The following is a 19,424-nucleotide window of genomic DNA, read 5'->3' as shown; positions in this document are numbered from 1 at the left end:
GCCGTCACCGGATGGCATCGAAGGGGCGGGGTGCCGATCGGCGCCCCGCCATATTTTTTAGTCCATCGTTTTTTTGAAAGTCTGGCTACGGCCGTTCGCCTGCAGGCAGGCTTGAATGGGCCGGTTCGCCGGGACTTTCGTCATTCGCCGCATCTCTTCGGATGCGACCAATCGGAACGCGGCGCGTTTTGTGACTGGCAGAATCGCCGCGGCGCGGTTATCGGGAAGGCCCATGGCGCGATACATCTTCATCACCGGCGGCGTGGTTTCCTCTCTGGGGAAAGGCGTCGCTTCGTCGGCTCTGGGTGCTCTTCTGCAGGCCCGCGGCTATAGGGTCCGGCTGAGGAAGCTCGACCCCTATCTCAACGTCGATCCGGGCACGATGAGCCCGACGCAGCACGGCGAAGTATTCGTCACCGACGACGGCGCCGAGGCTGATCTCGACCTTGGTCATTACGAGCGCTTCACCGGCCGCTCGGCCAACAAGATGGACAATATCACCACCGGGCGGATCTACCAGCAGATCATCGCCAGGGAGCGGCGCGGCGACTATCTCGGCGCCACCGTGCAGGTGATTCCCCATGTCACCGACGCGATCAAGGAATTCGTCCTCGACGGCAACGAGGACTACGATTTCGTCCTGTGCGAAATCGGCGGCACCGTCGGCGATATCGAGGGGCTGCCCTTCTTCGAGGCGATCCGCCAGCTCGGCAACGATCTGCCGCGCGGCGGGGCGATCTACGTCCATCTGACGCTGATGCCCTTCATCCCGACTGCCGGCGAGCTGAAGACCAAGCCGACCCAGCATTCCGTCCGCGAGTTGCGCGCCATCGGCATTCAGCCCGACATCCTGCTCGTGCGCGCCGACCGGCCGATCCCGGCCGAGGAGCGCCGCAAGCTCTCGCTGTTCTGCAACGTCCGAGAGACGGCGGTGATCCAGGCGCTGGACGTCGCCACGATCTACGACGTGCCGATCGCCTATCACCACGAGGGCCTCGACACCGAGGTGCTGGCCGCCTTCGGCATCGACCCGGCGCCGAAGCCGCAATTGCAGCGCTGGCACCAGGTGGTGGATGGCATCCGCAATCCGGAAGGCGAGGTGACCATCGCCATCGTCGGCAAATATACCGGGCTGAAGGACGCCTATAAGTCGCTGATGGAGGCGCTCTATCACGGCGGCATCGCCAACAAGGTGCGGGTGCGGCTGGACTGGATCGAATCGGAGGTCTTCGAAAAGGAGGATCCCTCGCCCTATCTCGAAGGGGTGAACGGCATTCTCGTTCCCGGCGGCTTCGGCGAGCGCGGCTCGGAGGGCAAGATCCACGCCGCCCGCTTCGCAAGAGAGCACAACGTTCCCTATTTCGGCATCTGCTTCGGCATGCAGATGGCGGTGATCGAGGCCGCCCGCTCGCTGGCCGGCATCGAAAAGGCCGGCTCGACGGAATTCGGCGAGACATCGGAACCGCTGGTCGGCCTGATGACCGAATGGCTGAAGGGCAACGAGCTCGAAAAGCGGGCGTCCGAAGGCGATCTCGGCGGCACCATGCGCCTGGGTGCCTACAAGGCGGCACTGAAGGCCGGCTCGAAGATCGCCGAGATCTACGGCTCGACCGAGATCGAGGAGCGCCATCGCCACCGCTACGAGGTCAACCGCGACTACCGGCCGGTGCTCGAAGAAGCCGGCATGATCTTCGCCGGCATGTCGCCGGACGGGCTCTTGCCGGAAACGGTGGAGCTTGCCGACCACCCGTGGTTCATCGGTGTCCAGTATCACCCCGAGCTGAAGTCGCGGCCGTTCGAGCCGCATCCGCTGTTCGCAAGCTTCGTCGCGGCCGCGCTGGAGCAGAGTAGGCTTGTGTGACCGGTCGCCGCAAACGGGATGACCCTTGGCGGGCAGTAAGGAGACGCCGATGCGTTCGATCGATCATCTGGTGATGCCGTTCGATGCGCTCGGCGCCGCACGGCAATGGTTCCTCGGCCTCGGCTTTGTCGTCGCGCCCGAGGCCGCCCATCCCTTCGGGACGGGCAATGCCTGCGTGTTCCTGGCGGACGGGCGCTATATCGAGCCTCTTTCGATCGTCGATCCGGCCGCCTATGACGCGGCGAAGGACGAAGGGCATCTCTTTATCGAGCGCGACGCGGCCCTGCGCAATTTGCCGGACAGGCCGGCGATCTCCGGCATTGCCTTCCGCTCGGACGATGCCCTGGCCGACCGCGAGCAACTTCTGGACGAAGAGGCCGGCGAGGAGGGTCTCGTCGAGTTCGGCCGCACGATGCGCCTGCCGGACGGCGGCTCGGCCGAGCTTTCCTTCCGCCTGGCCTTTGCCGCGATCCATGCCGCCGACGCGCCGAGCTTCTTTTACTGCGAGGCGCGGCAAACGGCGAAGCCGGACCGCTCTTCCTTGACCACCCATCCGAACGGCGCGACCGGCATGGCCGGCGTCACGATCAAGGTGGAGGACCCCGAGATGTTCCGCGATTATCTCGCGAGCGTCGCGGACAGTCGGGTCCAGGAGAACGGCGATGATGACTGGACGATCCCGCTCGACGGCGGGCGTCTGGACGTCGTTGCCGGTGGCTCGACCCCGCTGGCGATCGCCAGCCTGACCGTCACGGTTGCCGACCTCGCTTTCGCGAAGAAGTTCTGGGAAGGGCAGGGCGTGGCCTATTCTGAGAGCGCCGACGGCGTCGCCATCGCCTGCCCCAATGGCCTGGGCGCCATCCGCTTCATCGAGGAGAGATCATGACCGCCACCACCGTTTCCGCCAAGTCGGCCAGCTTCTCCAACACCGCGCCCTTCGCGCTGATTGCCGGCCCCTGCCAGATGGAGAGCCGCGACCATGCGATGATGATCGCCGAAAAGATGAAGCGGATCACCGACGACCTCGGCATCCCCTATGTCTTCAAGGCGAGCTTCGACAAGGCCAACCGCACCAGCCTCAACGGCAAGCGCGGCATCGGCCTCGCCGACGCGCTCCCGGTCTTTCAGGAGGTCGCCGAGACCTTCGACCTGCCGGTGCTGACGGACGTCCACACCGAGGAGCAGTGCCGCGAAGTCGGCGCCGTCTGCGACATCCTGCAGATCCCGGCCTTCCTCTGCCGCCAGACCGACCTCCTGATCGCCGCCGCGAAGACCGGACGGGTGATCAACATCAAGAAGGGCCAGTTCCTCGCACCCTGGGACATGAAGAACGTCGCGGCCAAGGTCACCGAAAGCGGCAATCCCAACGTCCTCCTCACCGAGCGCGGCGTCTCCTTCGGCTACAACACTTTGGTCTCGGATTTCCGCGCCTTGCCGATCATGGCCGAGACCGGCCTGCCGGTGGTCTTCGACGCCACCCATTCCGTCCAGCAGCCAGGCGGCCAGGGCGGCTCTAGCGGAGGCGAGCGCCGCTTCGTCGAGACCCTGGCGCGGGCAGCGGTGGCCGTCGGAGTCGCGGGGCTCTTCGTCGAGACCCACGAGGACCCGGACAACGCCCCGTCCGACGGGCCGAACATGGTGCCGCTCGACCAGATGGCGGAGATGCTGAAGCGGTTGAAGGCGCTGGATCAGCTGGCGAAGGGCTAGACGGGTAAGGGCAGGCTGGCATTGCGGGCTCGGTTGTTGCTGGAGTCATCAGAACTGCCGTCATCCTCGCCCTTGTGGCGAGGATCTCCTGTCGCCTGTCATGGTCGATCCGTCGGCGGAAAGGCGTTGACTGCGCCGTTTTATCGCTCCCACGGCGGTAGATCCTCGCCACAAGGGCGAGGATGACGGTTTGCGGGCGGCCAAGGGCGGCTTCGGGCTTCTGCCGATCATGGCGAAACAGGTAGCCGACGGCCGTCGATGCCAAGGCTGCGCTGGGGTGTGTTGTCTGCGCCGTCAGGCGCGGCACACCCCCCTCTGCCTGCCGGCATCTCCCCCACAAGGGGGAGATCGAACTTGCTCCCGCGCTTTGGCTCACTTTAAGACATCGCGACGCCATCGTCGTCGAGGGATAGGCGGAAACCCCGCTCCCTGCCGTCTCCGATTGACCGTCATCCTCGCCCTTGTGGCGAGGATCTCCTGTCGCGCGTCATCGACGATCCGTCGGCGGAAAGGCGATGACTGCACCGTTCCATCGCTTCCACGGCGGTAGATCCTCGCCACGAGGGCGAGGATGACGGTTTGCGGGTGGCCATGGGCGGCTTTGGGCTTCTGCCGGTCATGGCTGAAACTGGTGGCCGACGGTCGTCGATGCCAAGGCTGCGCTGGGGTGTGTTGTCTCGGCCGCAGAGCCCGTCGCGCCCCCCTCTGCCTGCCGGCATCTCCCCCACAAGGGGGGAGATCGACCATGCTCCTGCGCTTTGGCTCACTTCAAGACATCGCGACGCCATCGTCGTCGAGGGATAGGCGGAAACCCCGCTCTCTGCCTTCCCCGGTTTGCCGTCATCCTCGCCCTCGTGGCGAGGATCTCCTGTCGCGTGTCATGGTCGATCCGTGGGCGGCAAGGCGCTGACTGCATCGTTCCATCGCTCCCACGGCGGTAGATCCTCGCCACAAGGGCGAGGATGACGGTTTGCGAGTGACTATCGCGGCTTTGGGCTTCTGCCGGTCATGGCTGAAACCGGTGGCCGACGGTCTTCAAGAACGGCGTCAACGCCAAGCGTTCGTGCCCGCAACCCGAACCGCCGGACGCCCTCCATTCTCCTTCGCGCTACCCAACCCCCGCCGCATGGTCTAGAACGCCTGCCGAACCATTCGTCACCACGACAGGGGCACCCCATGACCGCCATCATCGACATCATCGGCCGCGAGATTCTCGACAGCCGGGGCAATCCGACCGTCGAGGTCGACGTCATTCTCGAAGACGGCTCGATGGGCCGCGCCGCCGTGCCGTCGGGCGCGTCCACCGGCGCGCACGAGGCCGTCGAGCTGCGCGACGGCGGGTCGCGCTACATGGGCAAGGGCGTTCGCAAGGCGGTCGACTTCGTCAATGGCGAGATCCTGGAAGAGATCGCCGGCTTCGAGGCCGAGGATCAGATCCGCATCGACAATGCCTTGCGCGAGATCGACGGGACCAAGAACAAGTCCCGCCTCGGCGCCAACGCCATTCTCGGCGTGTCGCTCGCCATCGCCAAGGCGTCGGCGGAGGCGTCCGGCCTGCCGCTCTACCGCTATGTCGGCGGCGCCTCGGCGCATGTGCTGCCGGTGCCGATGATGAACATCATCAATGGCGGCGCCCATGCGGACAATCCGATCGACTTTCAGGAATTCATGATCATGCCCTTCGGCGCCGATCGGTTTTCCGAGGCGCTGCGGATGGGGGCGGAGGTCTTCCACACGCTGAAGAAGATGCTGAAGGATGCCGGCCACAACACCAATGTCGGCGACGAGGGCGGCTTCGCCCCGAATATCGGTTCGGCCAAGGAAGCGCTCGATTTTGTGGTGAAAGCGATCGAGAAGGCCGGCTACAAGCCGGGCGAGGACATCGGCATCGCGCTCGATCCGGCTTCGACGGAGTTCTTCAAGGACGGCGTCTATGATCTGGCCGGCGAAGGCCGCAAGCTCTCGCCCGCCGACATGGCGGCCTATTACGGCGAGCTCGCATCCGCCTATCCGATCGTCTCGATCGAGGACGGCATGGCCGAGGACGACTGGGAGGGCTGGAAGGCGCTGACCGACCAGATCGGTTCGAAGGTCCAGCTGGTCGGCGACGATCTCTTCGTCACCAATTCCGAGCGCCTGCGCGAAGGCATTAAGAAGGGCGTCGCCAATTCGATCCTCGTCAAGGTCAATCAGATCGGCACCCTGTCCGAAACCCTCGACGCGGTCTCGGTCGCGCACCGGGCCGGCTATACGGCGGTGATGTCACACCGTTCCGGCGAGACGGAGGATTCCACCATCGCCGACCTCGCGGTCGCGACCAATTGCGGGCAGATCAAGACCGGCTCGCTCGCGCGCTCCGATCGGCTCGCCAAGTACAACCAGCTGCTTCGCATCGAGGAAGAACTCGGCGATCAGGCGGTCTTTGCCGGGCGCTCGATCCTGAGGGGCTGAGGCCTTCTCTGGCTCGGCGGAAAGCGCCGAGCCAGCGTCAGCCCATGGCAAGGCCCATCAGCACCGCGATCTCGCAAAGCTGCTGGGCCGCGCCGAGGCAGTCGCCGGTCTGACCGCCGATGCGGCGTAGAATGAAGCGGCGAAATAAGGTGAGAGCGACGGCCGCGATGGCCGCCGCCAGCACCGAGATGGGCCCGACCAGAGGCACGGTGAGGACGATCCCGATCGCAGCGCCGAGGCCGATCGCGGCAAGGCCCTTGCCGTTGCTCGGCTGGCCGACGCGGGCGGCAAGGCCGGTATCGAGGGCCGAGGGCGTGAGCGCCCAAAAGGCTGCCATCGCGCCGCGACTGAAGGCCGAAGCGGCAAGAACGGCGAAGGCGGCGGTGAGCGGGCGTGACGCGCAAAGCTCGGCGAGGAGCGCGGCTCGCAGCCCGAGCGAGAGGGCGAGCGCGATCGCCCCATAGCTGCCGACACGGCTGTCATGCATGATTTCGAGCGCCCGCTCGCGCGGCTGATGGCCGAACAACCCGTCGGCGACGTCGGCGAGCCCGTCCTCGTGCAGCGCCCCGGTCATCGCGGCGAGGGCGGCGAGGGCTACGATGCCGGCAACGAGCGGCGACAGGCCGAGCTCCGGCAGAACCAGGAGGAGGATCGCTGCCGGCGCCGCGGCGATCAGACCGACGATCGGAAAGGCATGGGCGTCGTCGCCGAGCCGGTAGGGTGCGCGATCGGCGCCAGCGGGATTTCCCGCTGCAGCGCCTTCGGCATCGCGCCCGGCGGGAGCCTCGACGGCCGGATCGTTCTGCCGCGAGGCATCGCGCGAGCGGTTTTCGGGGGATTTCGGCGCGGCCGCCTGGCCCTGGCTCTCAAAGTGCCTGGCGGAAATGCTAAGGCGGGTGAGAAAGGCGGCGGCCCGAAGTGTCGCGCCATAAAGCGTCATGATCGTCTGCAAGGACGTCCCCGATTCCTGGCCAGGCGAAGCCGGCCCGCCCCGTTGCGATGAAGGCGCGGCCTGATCGCAGAGGGGAAAACACCAAGGAGCATGCGATGTCCACCACCGGACTTCCCTTCGACGACATTCGCGACCTCGTGAGATCCATGCCCGGGGCGGACATTCCGTCGGCTCATGCCGCTCGCCATCGCGAGCAGGAGCTGACGAAACCTGCGGGCTCCCTCGGCCGGCTGGAGGAAATTTCCGAGTGGCTCGCCTCCTGGCAGGGCGGCGTGCCCCATGTCGACCGGCCGCTGGTCGCCGTGTTTGCCGGAAATCACGGCGTGACGGCCAAGGGCGTCTCAGCTTTTCCGCCCGAGGTGACGGCGCAGATGGTGTCGAACTTCGCGGCCGGCGGCGCGGCGATCAACCAGATCTGCGCGAGTTACGATCTTTCTCTCAAGGTCTATGATCTCGCCCTGGAAATCCCGACGGACGATTTCACCGAAGCCGCCGCGATGGACGAAAAGACCTGCGCGGCAACCATGGCCTTCGGCATGGAAGTCCTGATGGACAAGCCCGATCTTCTCTGCATCGGCGAGATGGGCATCGGCAACACCGCCGTCGCCGCGGCGATCTATGCCGGGCTCTTCGGTGGCAGTGGCTCCGACTGGGCTGGGGCCGGCACGGGGCTGGCCGGGGAGGCGCTGGCCCGCAAGGCGGCGGTGATCGATCAGGGGCTCGCCTTCCACAAGGGCCATTTGTCCGACCCGCTGGAGGTCCTGCGCCGGCTCGGCGGCCGCGAGATCGCCGCAATGGCCGGGGCGATCCTCGGCGCGCGGCATCAGAACGTGCCTGTGATCGTCGACGGTTTCGTCGCGACCTCTGCGGCCGCCGTCCTCTACAAGCTGGATCCCCGCGCGCTGGATCACTGCCTGTTCGGTCACGTCTCGGCCGAGCGCGGCCACATGAAGGCGCTCGAAGCCATGGGCAAGGTGCCGCTTCTGGCCCTCGGCATGCGGCTCGGCGAGGGCACCGGGGCGGCGCTCGCCGCCGGCATCGTCAAGGCCGCCGCCCGCTGCCACCGCGACATGGCGACCTTCGCCGAGGCGGCCGTGGCCAACCGCGACTGAGGCCCGTTTCGGCGCGTCGCGAGATTCCGGGTGGCTCGCCGCCGCTCGTCGGGCGATTATGTTGCAGTGCAAAGGCCGTGAGTCGGCCGGGCGAAGCGATGAGGTGAGACCATGAAGGCAGCGGTGATCGGTGCCGGCGCGATCGGCGGATATCTGGCGGCGATCCTGGCGGAGGCCGGGCACGAGGTCGTGCTTTGCGTTCGTACGCCCTTCGACGAACTGAGGCTGGAGGAAGCGGGAGAGACGCGGGTGGTGGAGGCCACGATCGCCGCCGCTCCGAGCGATCTGCCGAAACCGCACGTGCCGGCCGATCTCGTCGTCGTGGCGACCAAGGCGCAGGATACGGAAAGCGCAAGGCCCTGGCTCGAAGCCCTCGTCGGGCCCGCCACGCTGGTCCTCATCGCCCAGAACGGCGTCGACCACGCCGAGCGCCTGGACGGCTTCGGCGTCGAGGGCAGGATCGTGCCGTCGATCGTCTATGTCGCGGCGGAACGGGTCTCTCCGGGACGCATCGTCCATCATTCGAACAGTCGTCTGATCGTTCCGGCCGGCGATGCGGGTGATGAGATCGCCCGGTTCTTCTCCGGCACGAAGCTCAACCTCGAGCTCCAGCCGGATTTTCTCACCGCCTCCTGGCGCAAGCTTCTCTCCAACGTCGTCGCAAATCCGGTGACGGCGCTGACGATGCGCCGGATGGACGTCTTTCAGGACGAAGCGGTCCAGCAACTCGGCATCGGCCTGCTTCGCGAGGCGGTGGCCGCGGGCCGGGCTGCCGGCGCGAAATTCGAAGACGACGAAGTCGAGGCGACGCTGAAGCTCTATGACCGGGTGAATTCGAGCAGCGGCTCTTCGATGCTCTACGACCGTCTCGCTGGCCGGCCGCTGGAGCATGAATACCTCACCGGCGCCGTGGTGCGCGCCGGCGAGCGCCACGGCGTGCCGACGCCCCTCAACCGCGCCATCCTGGCGCTCGTCGGAGCCATCGAGGCGACGCCGCTCCGCCTCGTATGACCGATCGCAGCAGGCGGGATGCCATCAAATGCGATGGCTATCGTGCCAGTTTTGTCGTTTGCGCATGGTCGCTTCGGAGAGCCGGTTGCCACTTCTCCGGATGATGCTCGCGTGCCGGTCGAGCGGGGGCGGACTTGTGGCGTGCGAGATCGGCGAAATGCTCCGTCATCGTGGGAACCGCGATCGTCTCTCGCGGTTTTACTGCACGACGTGAATGGCTGACCATCACGTGAATCGCAGGCCGCAAGGGCGGGCAAAAGCCGAGATGGAGAATGCCTTGAAGATCGTGACGACCGCAGCCCTCACCCTTTGCCTCGCCCTCGGCGCCGCGGATGGCTCTTTCGCCCAGGCGACGGGCGAAGAGAGCGGGGCGACGGATGCCGGCGCGGCCGGGCAGGCAGACTCTGGCTCCACGCCGGATGCGGCGGCAGTTTCGCCGGCGGATGCGAGCGGCGTCCTCGCGCCGATCTCGAAGGAAGACGCGCCGGTGCCACAGCTCAACCTGATGGTCGGGCAGGTCGACGAGATGAAGCTGATCGGCGCGGATGGCCAGGAAGTCGGCGAAGTCGACAGCGTCCTCGGCGATGCCAATGGCAACGCCATGGCGATCACCGTCGAAGTCGGCGGATTTCTCGGGATCGGTGAGAAGACCGTCGTCTTGATGCTCTCGGACGTTTCCCTCGATATGGGCCGGATCCAGACCAAGCTGACCAAGGAGCAGATCGAGAAACTGCCTGCTTTCGGCGGTTGATCGCCTGCCAATAAACGGCGAAGGGCCGTCAGCGTCTCGCAATTTGAATTTGGGATTGTCCCAAGATTTTTGCGGCGGCAGGCGCCTCTCCGGTTGGCGCGTTCAGGCAAACAGCCCCCGCTCGGCTTCGACGGCCGAGCGGATGAAATCCACCACGGCCGAGACCCGTCGAATATCGCGGGCGCTTTCCGGGTAGACCAGCCAGTAGCTTCGCTCGATCGTGTCGTCCGGCAGGAGCTCGACGAGGTCGCCCCGGCCCTTGGCGATGAAGCGGTGCAGAATGCCGATGCCGGCGCCGGCCGCCACGGCTTCCGTCTGGCCGAGTGCGCTCGACACCTCGAAACGCGACGGCCATGCCGCGACGAGATCGGTGTGATAGGCAAGCTGCGGCGAATAGAGCAGGTCCTCCACCGCGCCGACCAGCCGGTGCGCGGTTAGCGCGGCAAGCGTTTCCGGCACATCGGCGTTTTCGAGATAGGCCGGACTGGCGTAAAAGCCGAGACGATAGTCGCAGAGCCTGGCAGCGATCAGGCGACCGGCCGTCGGCCGCTCGACGGTAATGGCCATGTCGACTTCGTGCCGCGACAGCGAAAAGGTGCGAGGGACAGGCACGAGCTGCACCGTCAGATCCTGATGCTGCTGGGTGAGCCGCCACAGGCGCGGCGCCAGAAACGCCGTGCCGAAGCCGTCCGGCGCGCCGACGCGGACCGTGCCGGAAAGCTGCACGTCGCTGCCGCCGACCTCCGCGCGGCCCGACACCATCGCCGCCTCCATCGCCTCGGCGTGGCTGCGAAACACGCGCCCCGCCTCGGTCATCTCGCAGCCGCCGGGCGAACGCTCGAAAAGTTTCGTGCCGATCGCTTCTTCCAGTGCCGAGAGCCGCCGGCCGACCGTCGCGTGGTTGAGGGCGAGCCGCCGCGCTGCGCCGAGAATCTGGCCGGCCCTGGCGACGGATAGAAAGATGCGGACGTCGTCCCAATTCATCCGATGAACCTCGATCGCTTCGTTCAGCGCTATAAAATTCGCACAATGAATTGGCGCTGCATGGACTTTATACCCGCATCATTGTGCGCCAGAACAGATACACACACGACAAGCCAATCAGGGGAGGTCCCATTCATGTACGAGATCGGTCATTTCATCGGCGGTGAACGGGTCGCCGGCCAGAGCGGCCGCACGGCCGAGATCTTCAACCCGGCGACCGGCGAGGTTCAGGGGCAGGTGGCGCTCGCTTCGAACGAAGAGCTGCGCGCCGCCGTCGAGAACGCCAAGGCGGCGCAGCCGGCCTGGGCGGCGACCAATCCGCAGCGCCGGGCGCGGGTGATGATGAAGTTCGTCGAGCTTCTCAATCGCGACATGGACAAGCTGGCCGAGGCCCTGTCGAAGGAGCACGGCAAGACCTTCCCGGACGCCAAGGGCGACGTGCAGCGCGGCCTCGAGGTCGCCGAGTTCTGCATGGCCGCGCCGCAGATGATGAAGGGCGAGTTCTCCGAAGGCGCCGGGCCGGGCATCGACATCTATTCGATCCGGCAGCCTTTGGGCGTCGTCGCCGGCATCACGCCGTTCAACTTTCCGGCGATGATCCCGATGTGGAAGTTCTGTCCGGCGATCGCCGCCGGCAACGCCTTCATCCTCAAGCCCTCCGAGCGCGACCCGGCGGTGCCGATGATGCTGGCCGAGCTGATGATGGAAGCGGGCCTGCCGGCCGGCATCCTCAACGTCGTCAATGGCGACAAGGGCGCGGTGGACGCGATCCTCGACGATCCGGACATTGCCGCCATCGGCTTCGTCGGCTCGACGGCGATCGCCAAATATATCTACGGCCGCGGCTCGTCGAACGGCAAGCGCGTCCAGTGTTTCGGCGGCGCCAAGAATCACATGATCATCATGCCCGACGCCGACATGGACAAGGCCGTCGATGCGTTGATCGGCGCCGGCTATGGCGCGGCCGGCGAGCGCTGCATGGCGGTGTCGGTGGCGGTTCCCGTCGGCGAGGAGACCGCCGACCGGCTGGTCGAGAAGCTGATCCCCAAGGTCGAGTCGCTGAAGATCGGACCCTACACCGCCAGCGACGACGTCGACTTCGGCCCGCTGGTGACCCGCGAGGCGCAGAAGCGTGTGCTCGGCCTCGTCGATCGCGGCGTGGAAGAGGGCGCCAAGCTCGTCGTCGATGGGCGGAACTTCAAGATGCAGGGCTATGAGGACGGCTTCTTCGTCGGCGCCTGTCTCTTCGACAACGTCAAGAAGGACATGGACATCTACAAGACCGAAATCTTCGGTCCTGTCCTCTCCGTTGCCCGCGCCAAGGATTACGAGGACGCCCTCGATCTGCCGATGAGCCACGAATACGGCAATGGCGTCGCGATCTTCACGCGGGACGGCGACGCGGCGCGGGACTTTGCCAGCCGCATCAACATCGGCATGGTCGGGATCAACGTGCCGATCCCGGTGCCGCTGTCCTACTACACCTTCGGCGGCTGGAAGGCGTCGGGCTTCGGCGATCTCAACCAGCACGGCGCCGACGGCTTCCGCTTCTATACGCGCACGAAGACCGTCACGAGCCGCTGGCCGTCGGGCATCAAGGACGGTGCCGAGTTCTCGATCCCGACGATGAAATAAAGCCATGCGTTCCGGGCCGGCGCTCTCTGCGCCGGTCTCCGCGACATGCAAAAGGGCGCACCGTTCAGAGACGAGCGGTGCGCCCTTTTACGTTCGTAATGCTTTGCTTGCTGCAATCGAGGCTAGATGTCGCGGCCATCGCGTGTCTGGAACGCGCTGACGGCCCGCCAGACGGCCCAGCCGACGGCTCCTGCAACTGGCACGAAGAGCAGCTTCTTGTTTCGCCGCGCCGACTGGAACAGGAGCGGCGCATTCGACAGCGCCGCAACGCCTGCGATCGACGCGATATCGCGCTGCAGCCGATCGTCGGCACGCTTTCGCGCCGGCCGCCTGACGATGATCGTGGCGATCCAGGTCAGAATGATGAGCACCAGAAAGCCGCCGGCGAAGAACAACGACGTCGCCAAGGGACCATAGATCGAGGCGACCCAGATGTAGAGCGCACTGATCAGGTACGTGACCATCAACAAGGCGAAGACGGCCATGACGATGTAGAGGATGACGAGCTTGCGCAGGCGGGCGATGTAGACGCCCGCTTCGCCGGTCACCAGCTTGGCGACGAGTTGCCAGACCATCTGATACTACCGGAAGATGCGGGCGTAGAGATAGCCGATACCGGCCGCGATCAAGACGCTCTTGATCGGCTCGGACCGGATACGCTCGCTCATTTCCTCTTCGAGATCGGAGGCTGCGTCCTGCGCCTGCTGCAGATAGGCCTCGCCGCGCTGGCGAACGTCATCGCGCAGGGCGGAGGCCTGCCGCTTGACGTCTTCCGCCCCATGGGTGGCAAGCGATCGCACGGCCTCCGACAGGGCCGAAACGTCCTCGCGCAGCCGGCCCAGCTGCTCCTCGACATTCGCCTGCTCGGCCTGGGTCTTGGGATCCTGCCCCGGAGTGCGGGGGGCGCCAGTGGGGATATTGGGTTTGCCGGCGATTGTATCGTTCATGGGTCTGTCCATTCGTCGTCGTTGCGATTGATCGGGGGCGAGCGATGCCAGGAATTGCGACGGGCGACGCTGATCCTGTGCGCCTTGGGGTAATAACCCCGTCGACGCTTAGCGGTTCCTTGGGCGAGGGCCTGTTTCAAGCGGCGGGCGCGACCCCGATGATCTGGCTGGAGATCGAATCCGGCCCGTAATCACCGTCGCCTTCCACCCCGAGAATCTCCGCGATGCGCGTACGAGCGCGCGAAACGCGGCTCTTGATCGTGCCAACGGCGCATTTGCAGATCTCGGCGGCTTCCTCATAGGAGAAGCCCGAAGCGCCGATCAGGATCAGGGCCTCGCGCTGGTCGTCGGGCAGAAGTTCGAGGGCCTTGCGGAAATCCTGCAGATCAAGATGGCCCTGCTGCTCGGGATGGCCCGCCAGCTGCATGGCATGGATTCCGTCCACGTCCTGGACCTCGCGGCCCTTCTTGCGCATCTGGGTGTAGAACTCGTTGCGCAGGATCGTGAATAGCCAGGCCTTCATGTTGGTTCCGGGCTGAAAGGTGTGCTGCTTGTCCCACGCCTTCACGAGGGTCTCCTGGACGAGGTCGTCGGCGCGGTCGAACGATCCGGCCAGCGACGTCGCGAACGCCCGGAGGTTGGGAATGATCGTAATGAGTTCTTTGCGGAAATCGAACTGCACACTCATGGACGGCATCACTCCCGATTTGTCGTCTTCGAAGCCGATTCAGCCTTGTCCAGCGCGTCGAGCAAACTCAAGAACCGATCCGGAACCGGCTCGCTCGCGACGTCCTCATAATAGGCTTTCAGCTGCTTTCCGATGGCGGCGTTGATGCCAAGTTCGGACGGCTGCGACCTCTGATCCTGTCCCGTCTGCACTTTCTCGTCCTCGCTCTCGTGATCGCTCATCAACAATCTCGATATCTGCGTGTTTCGCCGTTGCGGCTAAAATTGGGGCTGAAAGACGTCATGGATTCCCTGCATTCATCTCGAACATTGCAAGACAGATAAAACGACAGCGCCATCCCGCAAGCCATGAACCAGAAACAGAACCAATTTCAAACGGGCTCTTCACACCGGAGGGCCGGTGTCCCATTTACCGTGAACTCGCGGCACGCAGCCTTGTTCCCGCCATGGGTTCGGTAACGTTGCCTTAATTAAAAATAGTTCGAACGTCTCGCCTGTTGGATACGAGGAAAGCCTAAATGTCGATGTCATCCCGCATAGCGCCGCACATTCCATACCTGCGACGCTATTCCCGGGCGCTCACCGGTTCGCAAGCGAGCGGAGACGCTTATGTCGCGGCCGTGCTAGAGGCACTGATCGCAGACCCGTCGCTGTTTCCCGAAGACCAGTCGCCGAGAATTTCGCTCTATCGCCTGTTCTCCTCCCTTTGGCAGTCGCTCGACGTGAATGTCCGGGAGGACGCGCCGACGTCGGCCTGGGAAGAGCGTGCGGCGAAAAACCTCAAGGCGATCGCGCCGCTGCCGCGGCAGGCCTTTCTGCTGGTCGCCGTCGAGGGGTTCACGAGCGAAGAGGCGGGGCTGATCCTCGGCGTCGACCAGACCCGGTTCTCGGAGATGATCGATCAGGCGGGGTCCGATATCGGACGCCAGGTTTCGACCGAGATCATGATCATCGAGGACGAGCCGCTGATCGCGATGGACATCGAGCAGATGGTCGAGAGCCTCGGGCATCGGGTGACGGGGATCGCCCGCACGCACAAGGAGGCGATGTCGCTGTTCGAGAAGCAGAACCCCGGAATGGTTCTGGCCGACATTCAGCTCGCCGATGGCAGTTCCGGCATCGATGCCGTGAACGACATCCTGGCGAAGGTGTCGGTTCCGGTCATCTTCATCACGGCCTTTCCCGAGCGGCTTTTGACGGGCGAGCGCCCCGAGCCGACCTTCCTCGTCACCAAGCCGTTCAATCCGGATATGGTGAAGGCGTTGATCAGTCAGGCGCTTTTCTTCGAAAACGACAACCGCGCGGCCGCCTGAGGCCAATTTTTGTCGACCGGCGACGTCTGCCGGGATCGGTTTGGCAGGGAGCGGTACCCTGCTGACCGTAAAAAGCTGCCGCAGCTACGGAACTCAATCGCGAGTGAGGGTTTAACAAGGGGCCTACGGGCATTGTCTGGTCGCGGCTACGGATCTACCGTGGCTCCGCGACCGGCGGGACCGTGTTGACCGTTCGTCGAGTGACGGAAGACATTGAGAAACATATCGATTCCGTGTGATCGTCCGGTCTGGAGGCGGGTCGCGTGAAGCCGGATGGTCGTGAGTGTCGGTTGATGTTGGCAAAGAAAATCTTACGGGCGATCGAGAATACGGAGATGGCCGTTTTCGCCCAAGATTTGAATCTGCGCTACTCATGGGTTTCGAACGCCGGCCATTCCTGGCTCGCAGACGCGAGCGAGGGCGCGAGCGACGCTGACATTCTCGCGGAGGCCTCGGCCAAGCGATCGACCGAGATGAAGAACGAGGTTCTCTCTGCGGGTCGCGCCATGCGATACGAGATGGCCATCAGTCAGGGTAACCAGACCCGGTGGTACGACATCTGCGTGGATGTCGATCGCGACGAGAATGGCGAGCCTTGCGGGATCATCGGCACGTCGTTCGACATCACCGACCAGAAGCGCCGCGAAGAGACGCTGAAGACGTTGCTGCGCGAGTTGTCGCATCGTTCGAAGAACCTGCTTGCGATCATCCAGAGCCTGGCGAGCCAGACAGCGCGGCACTCCCTGACGGTTCCCGAATTTCTGGTGCGCTTCCGCGGCCGCATCCAGTCCCTATCGTACTCCCAGGACATCGTCACCGACGCGGACTGGCGCGGAGCCGATCTCGAGAGTCTGGTGACGACCCAGGTCGAGCGCTATGCACCCGACGGCATGGACCAGATCGAGTTTCGGCCGACGGATGTCTATCTCTCGCCGACGGCTTCGCTGCATGTCGGCCTCGCGCTGCACGAACTTGCGGTCAATGCTGCGTCCTACGGTTCGCTGTCGGTGCCGGGTGGGAAAGTCCTCATCGATGCGCGGCTCGAGGACGAGGGTGCAGAGCGCGTTCTGATCATCGTCTGGCAGGAGCGTGGCGGCCCCCGCGTCAGGGCTGAGCGTGACCCCCGCTTCGGGACCTCGACGCTCGAGCGTATCGTTCCGAATGCCGTGGGAGGGGAAGCACGCCTCGAATATCTCGCAGAGGGTATCCGTTACACGCTGGTGGTGCCGGAAGCCCAGTTCGAGGTCATGCACGCGCGCGGCGGCGAATAACGGACCGCCGGCTCCAGGCGCATCGCGGCGATTTTCACGAACATATGACCCGTTGCTTCCGACCGTCGCCGTGAGCGGGCATCTGCGCCGCCCCGGCATCCGATGCCGAGGCGAGGGGCGCGTCTCTTCGCGGCCTGCGACCGGCTCGGCGACGTAAGACCTCCGCCAGCCATCCAAACCGGAAAGAATTCGTTCGCAAAGGCAAGGTTTTCACGCGATCGTGAAACGGCTGTTCGCTTGCCTGCGGAACTGAAATCACTCTCCCGTGTTTCCTTCCCAAAGGAGAGCTGGAGATGGAACACGTCGCTGCATTCATGCTGCTGGTCGGCTGCTCGGGCGATATTTCGGTTTGCAAAGAAATCCCCGTGCCAGTCGCTGCTTATGAAAATGTTTCCGAATGTCGCAAAGAGCTGCCTCTGCAGATCCGCCTGAGCGGGACTGCCGACAAGCGCGTATTCGGTGCATGCAAGGAAGTGTCGGAAGACGTTTTCGAGCAGTCGGCAACGGTGGACTGGGCCGTTTCCCGCAACGGGCAGCTGTCGATCACCTTCGATGCCGAGCCGAGCCTCGTCGCGTCGCGCTGATTTCGGCGATGTGGACGAACGAAAGCTTGCAAGGCGCGCGACAGAAGTTGGGGTTCGCGTCGCATCCGATCAACTGTTCACATTTGCAGGTCAGAAACATGCATTTCGGCCCTCGCGTGCACCAGGTCGATACAGCTGTGTTGCCGCTGGGCGTCGTGGAACATCCCCGAAATAAAAATTCGCCAGTATCTGAAGCCAGATGATGACGCCGAGCGGGTTTGGCCTATAACCTTGATCGACGGGGACGTCCTGGTTGAGAGTGAGAAGAATAATATGAAACGTAAGCTTACGATTGCAGTGGTTGCGGCGGTCACGATGCTGGCAGCAGGTTGCACGACTGAAGACAGATACACAGCTGGTGGTGCCGTGGCGGGTGGTGCCGTCGGTGCGCTCGCCGGTCAGGCGATCGGCCGCGACACGACGTCCACTCTCGCTGGCGCGGCAATCGGTGCGGGCGTCGGCGCAGTGGCGGGCAACGTCATCGGCCGGTCGAAGGAAAATCCGGGTTACTGCCGCTATTCAGACGGAAACGTCTATCGGTGCCCGCAAGGCTACTGACCCACGCGCCGCTCTGTGTCATTGGTATTTGTGAAAAGCCCATGGCCTGCGGACTTGAGTTGACGAAACCCCGCCGTTTGGCGGGGTTTTTGTTTTGGTTGTATGAACCGGTATTCGTGAGGCAGAAGCGATGAGCCGAGACAGTTTGCAGTGCTCGCCCCGTGGGGAACAGGGGCTTAGCGGCGGCCGGACGAGGGGCGGTTCCTGGGCTCGACGTGGCCCCTGTCTGTCGCTTGCTCTGGCGACCGCGCTTCTTCCCGTTTTCGGCGGGTGTACGGGCGATCGGCCGCCCCAGGTGTTCGGAGCCGTATTCGGACTTGAGAATGCCGAAGCCGTGCCGTTTCGCTCCGGCAAGATCGACGAACCCGTCGTCGGGCCGCAGGATCGTGTTCTCGGCCTTGCCGCCAATTCGCCCGGCCAGTGCGTCTATCTGCGCGGGGGCGGGCGCACGCGTTTCATCGCCAACTGTCCGGACGGCTACGACGTCTGATCGCCGCCAGGTGGCGTCTGGCTCGAGCGTCGGTTTTCACTGACGCGAGGTCTCCGCGTTATCAGCCGGCGGATTTCGGATGGCATCGACGAAGGCCGCGCGGTAGCCACCCTCACTCTTCGGGTCGATGTTGAATTCGATCCGTGACAGCCGGTCACCACGCCGGATTTCGAAGCCTCTGCGATCGACGGTGGCGATGCGCCAGCCGCTGCCGCTCTCGCCATGCATCCCGGCAAGCGTGTCGATGGAATCGGCATGATCCTCGTTCATGTGGTCGCGGGCCCGGATGCCGAGAGCCGGCAATGCATCATCGAATTCGTCGATGAAATCGTCGACGCTCAGATCGTAGGCACGGGCGAAACCACCATTCAGCGCCGCGTCTTGAGGCTCGAGGCGCAGGAACCGGAAATCCGGGAAGTCGACGTAAAGAGCCGCTGTCGGATGACGGGACAGGAAACGCTCGCGGATTGCCTGTCCTTCATCGCTCTCTCGCGAAATCGGAATCGCCGTCGAAAAGACGGTCATGCGCGGATGGGCGAGGGGATCGCCTTTTCCGCGCTGTCCGACGAGCAGCGAACAGCGCGGATCAGTGGCGATCGCGCGGCTGTGCAGGGAAAGATCGGAGACGAGGAGAACCGGGCGGCCGGCGAAATCCGTTGCCACGAGAACGCGGCTCACTGCCGGTATGCCGTCCTTCGGCCGGACAACGCCGAGCGCACCATCCCTTGCTGATCGTAGGAGGATCCGTGCCAGACGACGTGCCGCGTCACCGACCTCCAACGTGACGCGCGGCGACATGCCGGCGTCGCGGGGCTTCGCCGGATCGGAGAGGGGTGGCGCCGGTCTGTCATGCGATGCCGTGTCGTCGTTGATCATGGGTGGCCCTGCGCCGGCCGAACCGGCTGTTGATTCTGCCCCAACGAGGTCTGTTCAAGCGCTTTTCTGCAGATCACCGGAAACCATTGACCGAACAAAATGGCGTAAACAGTCCGGAAAACAAACCGGGCCCTGGCGCAGACCGTTTAAAAGGCCAAATCCCGGCAGACAGCCGCCGGGGCGAACGGCCGCTTGATGGGGCCGTCCAGTCATCGTCGATGGTATGGCTGGCGA

20 protein-coding genes are annotated in these 19,424 nt (G+C 64.6%); 13 read left to right on the top strand and 7 right to left on the bottom strand.

Features of this window, described 5'->3' with window-relative positions:
• Positions 1-232 precede the first annotated feature (232 nt).
• From J6595_RS02145 to eno, 4 genes are all read left to right on the top strand, one after another.
• Entirely contained in the window at positions 233-1,861 is a 1,629-nt protein-coding gene (locus tag J6595_RS02145; RefSeq protein ID WP_209592796.1) for a CTP synthase, read from the top strand.
• 49 nt (positions 1,862-1,910) lie between these two features.
• A complete protein-coding gene (locus J6595_RS02140; protein WP_209592795.1) occupies positions 1,911-2,747 on the top strand; it encodes a VOC family protein in 837 nt (278 codons plus the stop codon).
• On the top strand, positions 2,741-3,568 hold the full coding sequence (gene kdsA, locus J6595_RS02135; protein ID WP_209592959.1) for a 3-deoxy-8-phosphooctulonate synthase: 828 nt from the start codon (positions 2,741-2,743) through the stop codon (positions 3,566-3,568). Before J6595_RS02140 ends, kdsA begins: the two co-directional genes overlap by 7 nt.
• Before the next feature lie 1,176 nt (positions 3,569-4,744).
• Positions 4,745-6,019 (top strand): phosphopyruvate hydratase, encoded by a 1,275-nt coding sequence (gene eno / locus J6595_RS02130; protein WP_209592794.1) that lies wholly within the window; start codon positions 4,745-4,747, stop codon positions 6,017-6,019.
• Positions 6,020-6,056: 37 nt separating this feature from the next.
• Here the strand turns inward: eno and J6595_RS02125 are convergent, their stop codons facing one another.
• Positions 6,057-6,971 (bottom strand): adenosylcobinamide-GDP ribazoletransferase, encoded by a 915-nt coding sequence (locus J6595_RS02125; RefSeq protein ID WP_245197533.1) that lies wholly within the window; start codon positions 6,969-6,971, stop codon positions 6,057-6,059.
• Between the two features lie 95 nt (positions 6,972-7,066).
• Between J6595_RS02125 and cobT the strand changes: the two genes are divergently transcribed.
• The 3 genes from cobT to J6595_RS02110 all read left to right on the top strand — a co-directional run bounded on the left by cobT (position 7,067) and on the right by J6595_RS02110 (position 9,845).
• Entirely contained in the window at positions 7,067-8,083 is a 1,017-nt protein-coding gene (gene cobT / locus J6595_RS02120) for a nicotinate-nucleotide--dimethylbenzimidazole phosphoribosyltransferase (protein WP_209592793.1), read from the top strand.
• 111 nt (positions 8,084-8,194) lie between these two features.
• Entirely contained in the window at positions 8,195-9,094 is a 900-nt protein-coding gene (locus J6595_RS02115) for a 2-dehydropantoate 2-reductase (protein WP_209592792.1), read from the top strand.
• A gap of 214 nt (positions 9,095-9,308) precedes the next feature.
• Positions 9,309-9,845, top strand: coding sequence for a PRC-barrel domain-containing protein (locus J6595_RS02110; RefSeq protein ID WP_209592791.1), 537 nt, complete (start codon positions 9,309-9,311; stop codon positions 9,843-9,845).
• Between the two features lie 102 nt (positions 9,846-9,947).
• Here the strand turns inward: J6595_RS02110 and J6595_RS02105 are convergent, their stop codons facing one another.
• A complete protein-coding gene (locus tag J6595_RS02105; RefSeq protein ID WP_209592790.1) occupies positions 9,948-10,829 on the bottom strand; it encodes a LysR family transcriptional regulator in 882 nt (293 codons plus the stop codon).
• Between the two features lie 135 nt (positions 10,830-10,964).
• On the opposite strand from J6595_RS02105, the gene J6595_RS02100 reads away from it, so the two are divergent.
• Entirely contained in the window at positions 10,965-12,464 is a 1,500-nt protein-coding gene (locus tag J6595_RS02100) for a CoA-acylating methylmalonate-semialdehyde dehydrogenase (RefSeq protein ID WP_209592789.1), read from the top strand.
• Positions 12,465-12,586: 122 nt separating this feature from the next.
• Here J6595_RS02100 and J6595_RS02095 read toward each other — a convergent pair whose 3' ends face one another.
• The 4 genes from J6595_RS02095 to J6595_RS02080 all read right to left on the bottom strand — a co-directional run bounded on the left by J6595_RS02095 (position 12,587) and on the right by J6595_RS02080 (position 14,320).
• Positions 12,587-13,039 carry a hypothetical protein gene (locus J6595_RS02095; RefSeq protein WP_209592788.1) on the bottom strand — a complete coding sequence of 151 codons (453 nt, stop codon included), beginning with the start codon at positions 13,037-13,039 and terminating at the stop codon, positions 12,587-12,589.
• A gap of 6 nt (positions 13,040-13,045) precedes the next feature.
• Positions 13,046-13,411 (bottom strand): ElaB/YgaM/YqjD family protein, encoded by a 366-nt coding sequence (locus J6595_RS02090; protein WP_245197532.1) that lies wholly within the window; start codon positions 13,409-13,411, stop codon positions 13,046-13,048.
• Positions 13,412-13,547: 136 nt separating this feature from the next.
• Complete coding sequence (locus J6595_RS02085; protein ID WP_209592787.1) at positions 13,548-14,099, bottom strand: sigma-70 family RNA polymerase sigma factor; 552 nt, start codon at positions 14,097-14,099, stop codon at positions 13,548-13,550.
• A gap of 8 nt (positions 14,100-14,107) precedes the next feature.
• On the bottom strand, positions 14,108-14,320 hold the full coding sequence (locus tag J6595_RS02080) for a NepR family anti-sigma factor (RefSeq protein ID WP_209592786.1): 213 nt from the start codon (positions 14,318-14,320) through the stop codon (positions 14,108-14,110).
• A 296-nt stretch (positions 14,321-14,616) separates the two neighbouring features.
• On the opposite strand from J6595_RS02080, the gene J6595_RS02075 reads away from it, so the two are divergent.
• The 5 genes from J6595_RS02075 to J6595_RS02055 all read left to right on the top strand — a co-directional run bounded on the left by J6595_RS02075 (position 14,617) and on the right by J6595_RS02055 (position 18,314).
• Positions 14,617-15,411, top strand: a complete 795-nt coding sequence (locus J6595_RS02075) for a response regulator (RefSeq protein WP_209592785.1) — start codon at positions 14,617-14,619, stop codon at positions 15,409-15,411.
• A 335-nt stretch (positions 15,412-15,746) separates the two neighbouring features.
• Entirely contained in the window at positions 15,747-16,682 is a 936-nt protein-coding gene (locus J6595_RS02070) for a PAS domain-containing sensor histidine kinase (RefSeq protein ID WP_245197531.1), read from the top strand.
• A gap of 293 nt (positions 16,683-16,975) precedes the next feature.
• Positions 16,976-17,266 carry a hypothetical protein gene (locus J6595_RS02065; RefSeq protein WP_209592783.1) on the top strand — a complete coding sequence of 97 codons (291 nt, stop codon included), beginning with the start codon at positions 16,976-16,978 and terminating at the stop codon, positions 17,264-17,266.
• A 273-nt stretch (positions 17,267-17,539) separates the two neighbouring features.
• Positions 17,540-17,824: a YMGG-like glycine zipper-containing protein gene (locus tag J6595_RS02060; protein ID WP_209592782.1), complete on the top strand. Its 285-nt coding sequence runs from the start codon at positions 17,540-17,542 to the stop codon at positions 17,822-17,824.
• A gap of 295 nt (positions 17,825-18,119) precedes the next feature.
• Positions 18,120-18,314, top strand: coding sequence for a hypothetical protein (locus J6595_RS02055; protein ID WP_209592781.1), 195 nt, complete (start codon positions 18,120-18,122; stop codon positions 18,312-18,314).
• Positions 18,315-18,350: 36 nt separating this feature from the next.
• Here the strand turns inward: J6595_RS02055 and J6595_RS02050 are convergent, their stop codons facing one another.
• Complete coding sequence (locus J6595_RS02050; RefSeq protein ID WP_209592956.1) at positions 18,351-19,112, bottom strand: HugZ family pyridoxamine 5'-phosphate oxidase; 762 nt, start codon at positions 19,110-19,112, stop codon at positions 18,351-18,353.
• Positions 19,113-19,424: the final 312 nt, after the last annotated feature.

The sequence above is a fragment of the Jiella mangrovi genome (assembly GCF_017815135.1).
GTDB lineage: Bacteria > Pseudomonadota > Alphaproteobacteria > Rhizobiales > Rhizobiaceae > Jiella > Jiella mangrovi.
Note: the sequence above shows the minus strand (reverse complement) of the source record. Positions and strands in the feature narration are given on the sequence as shown.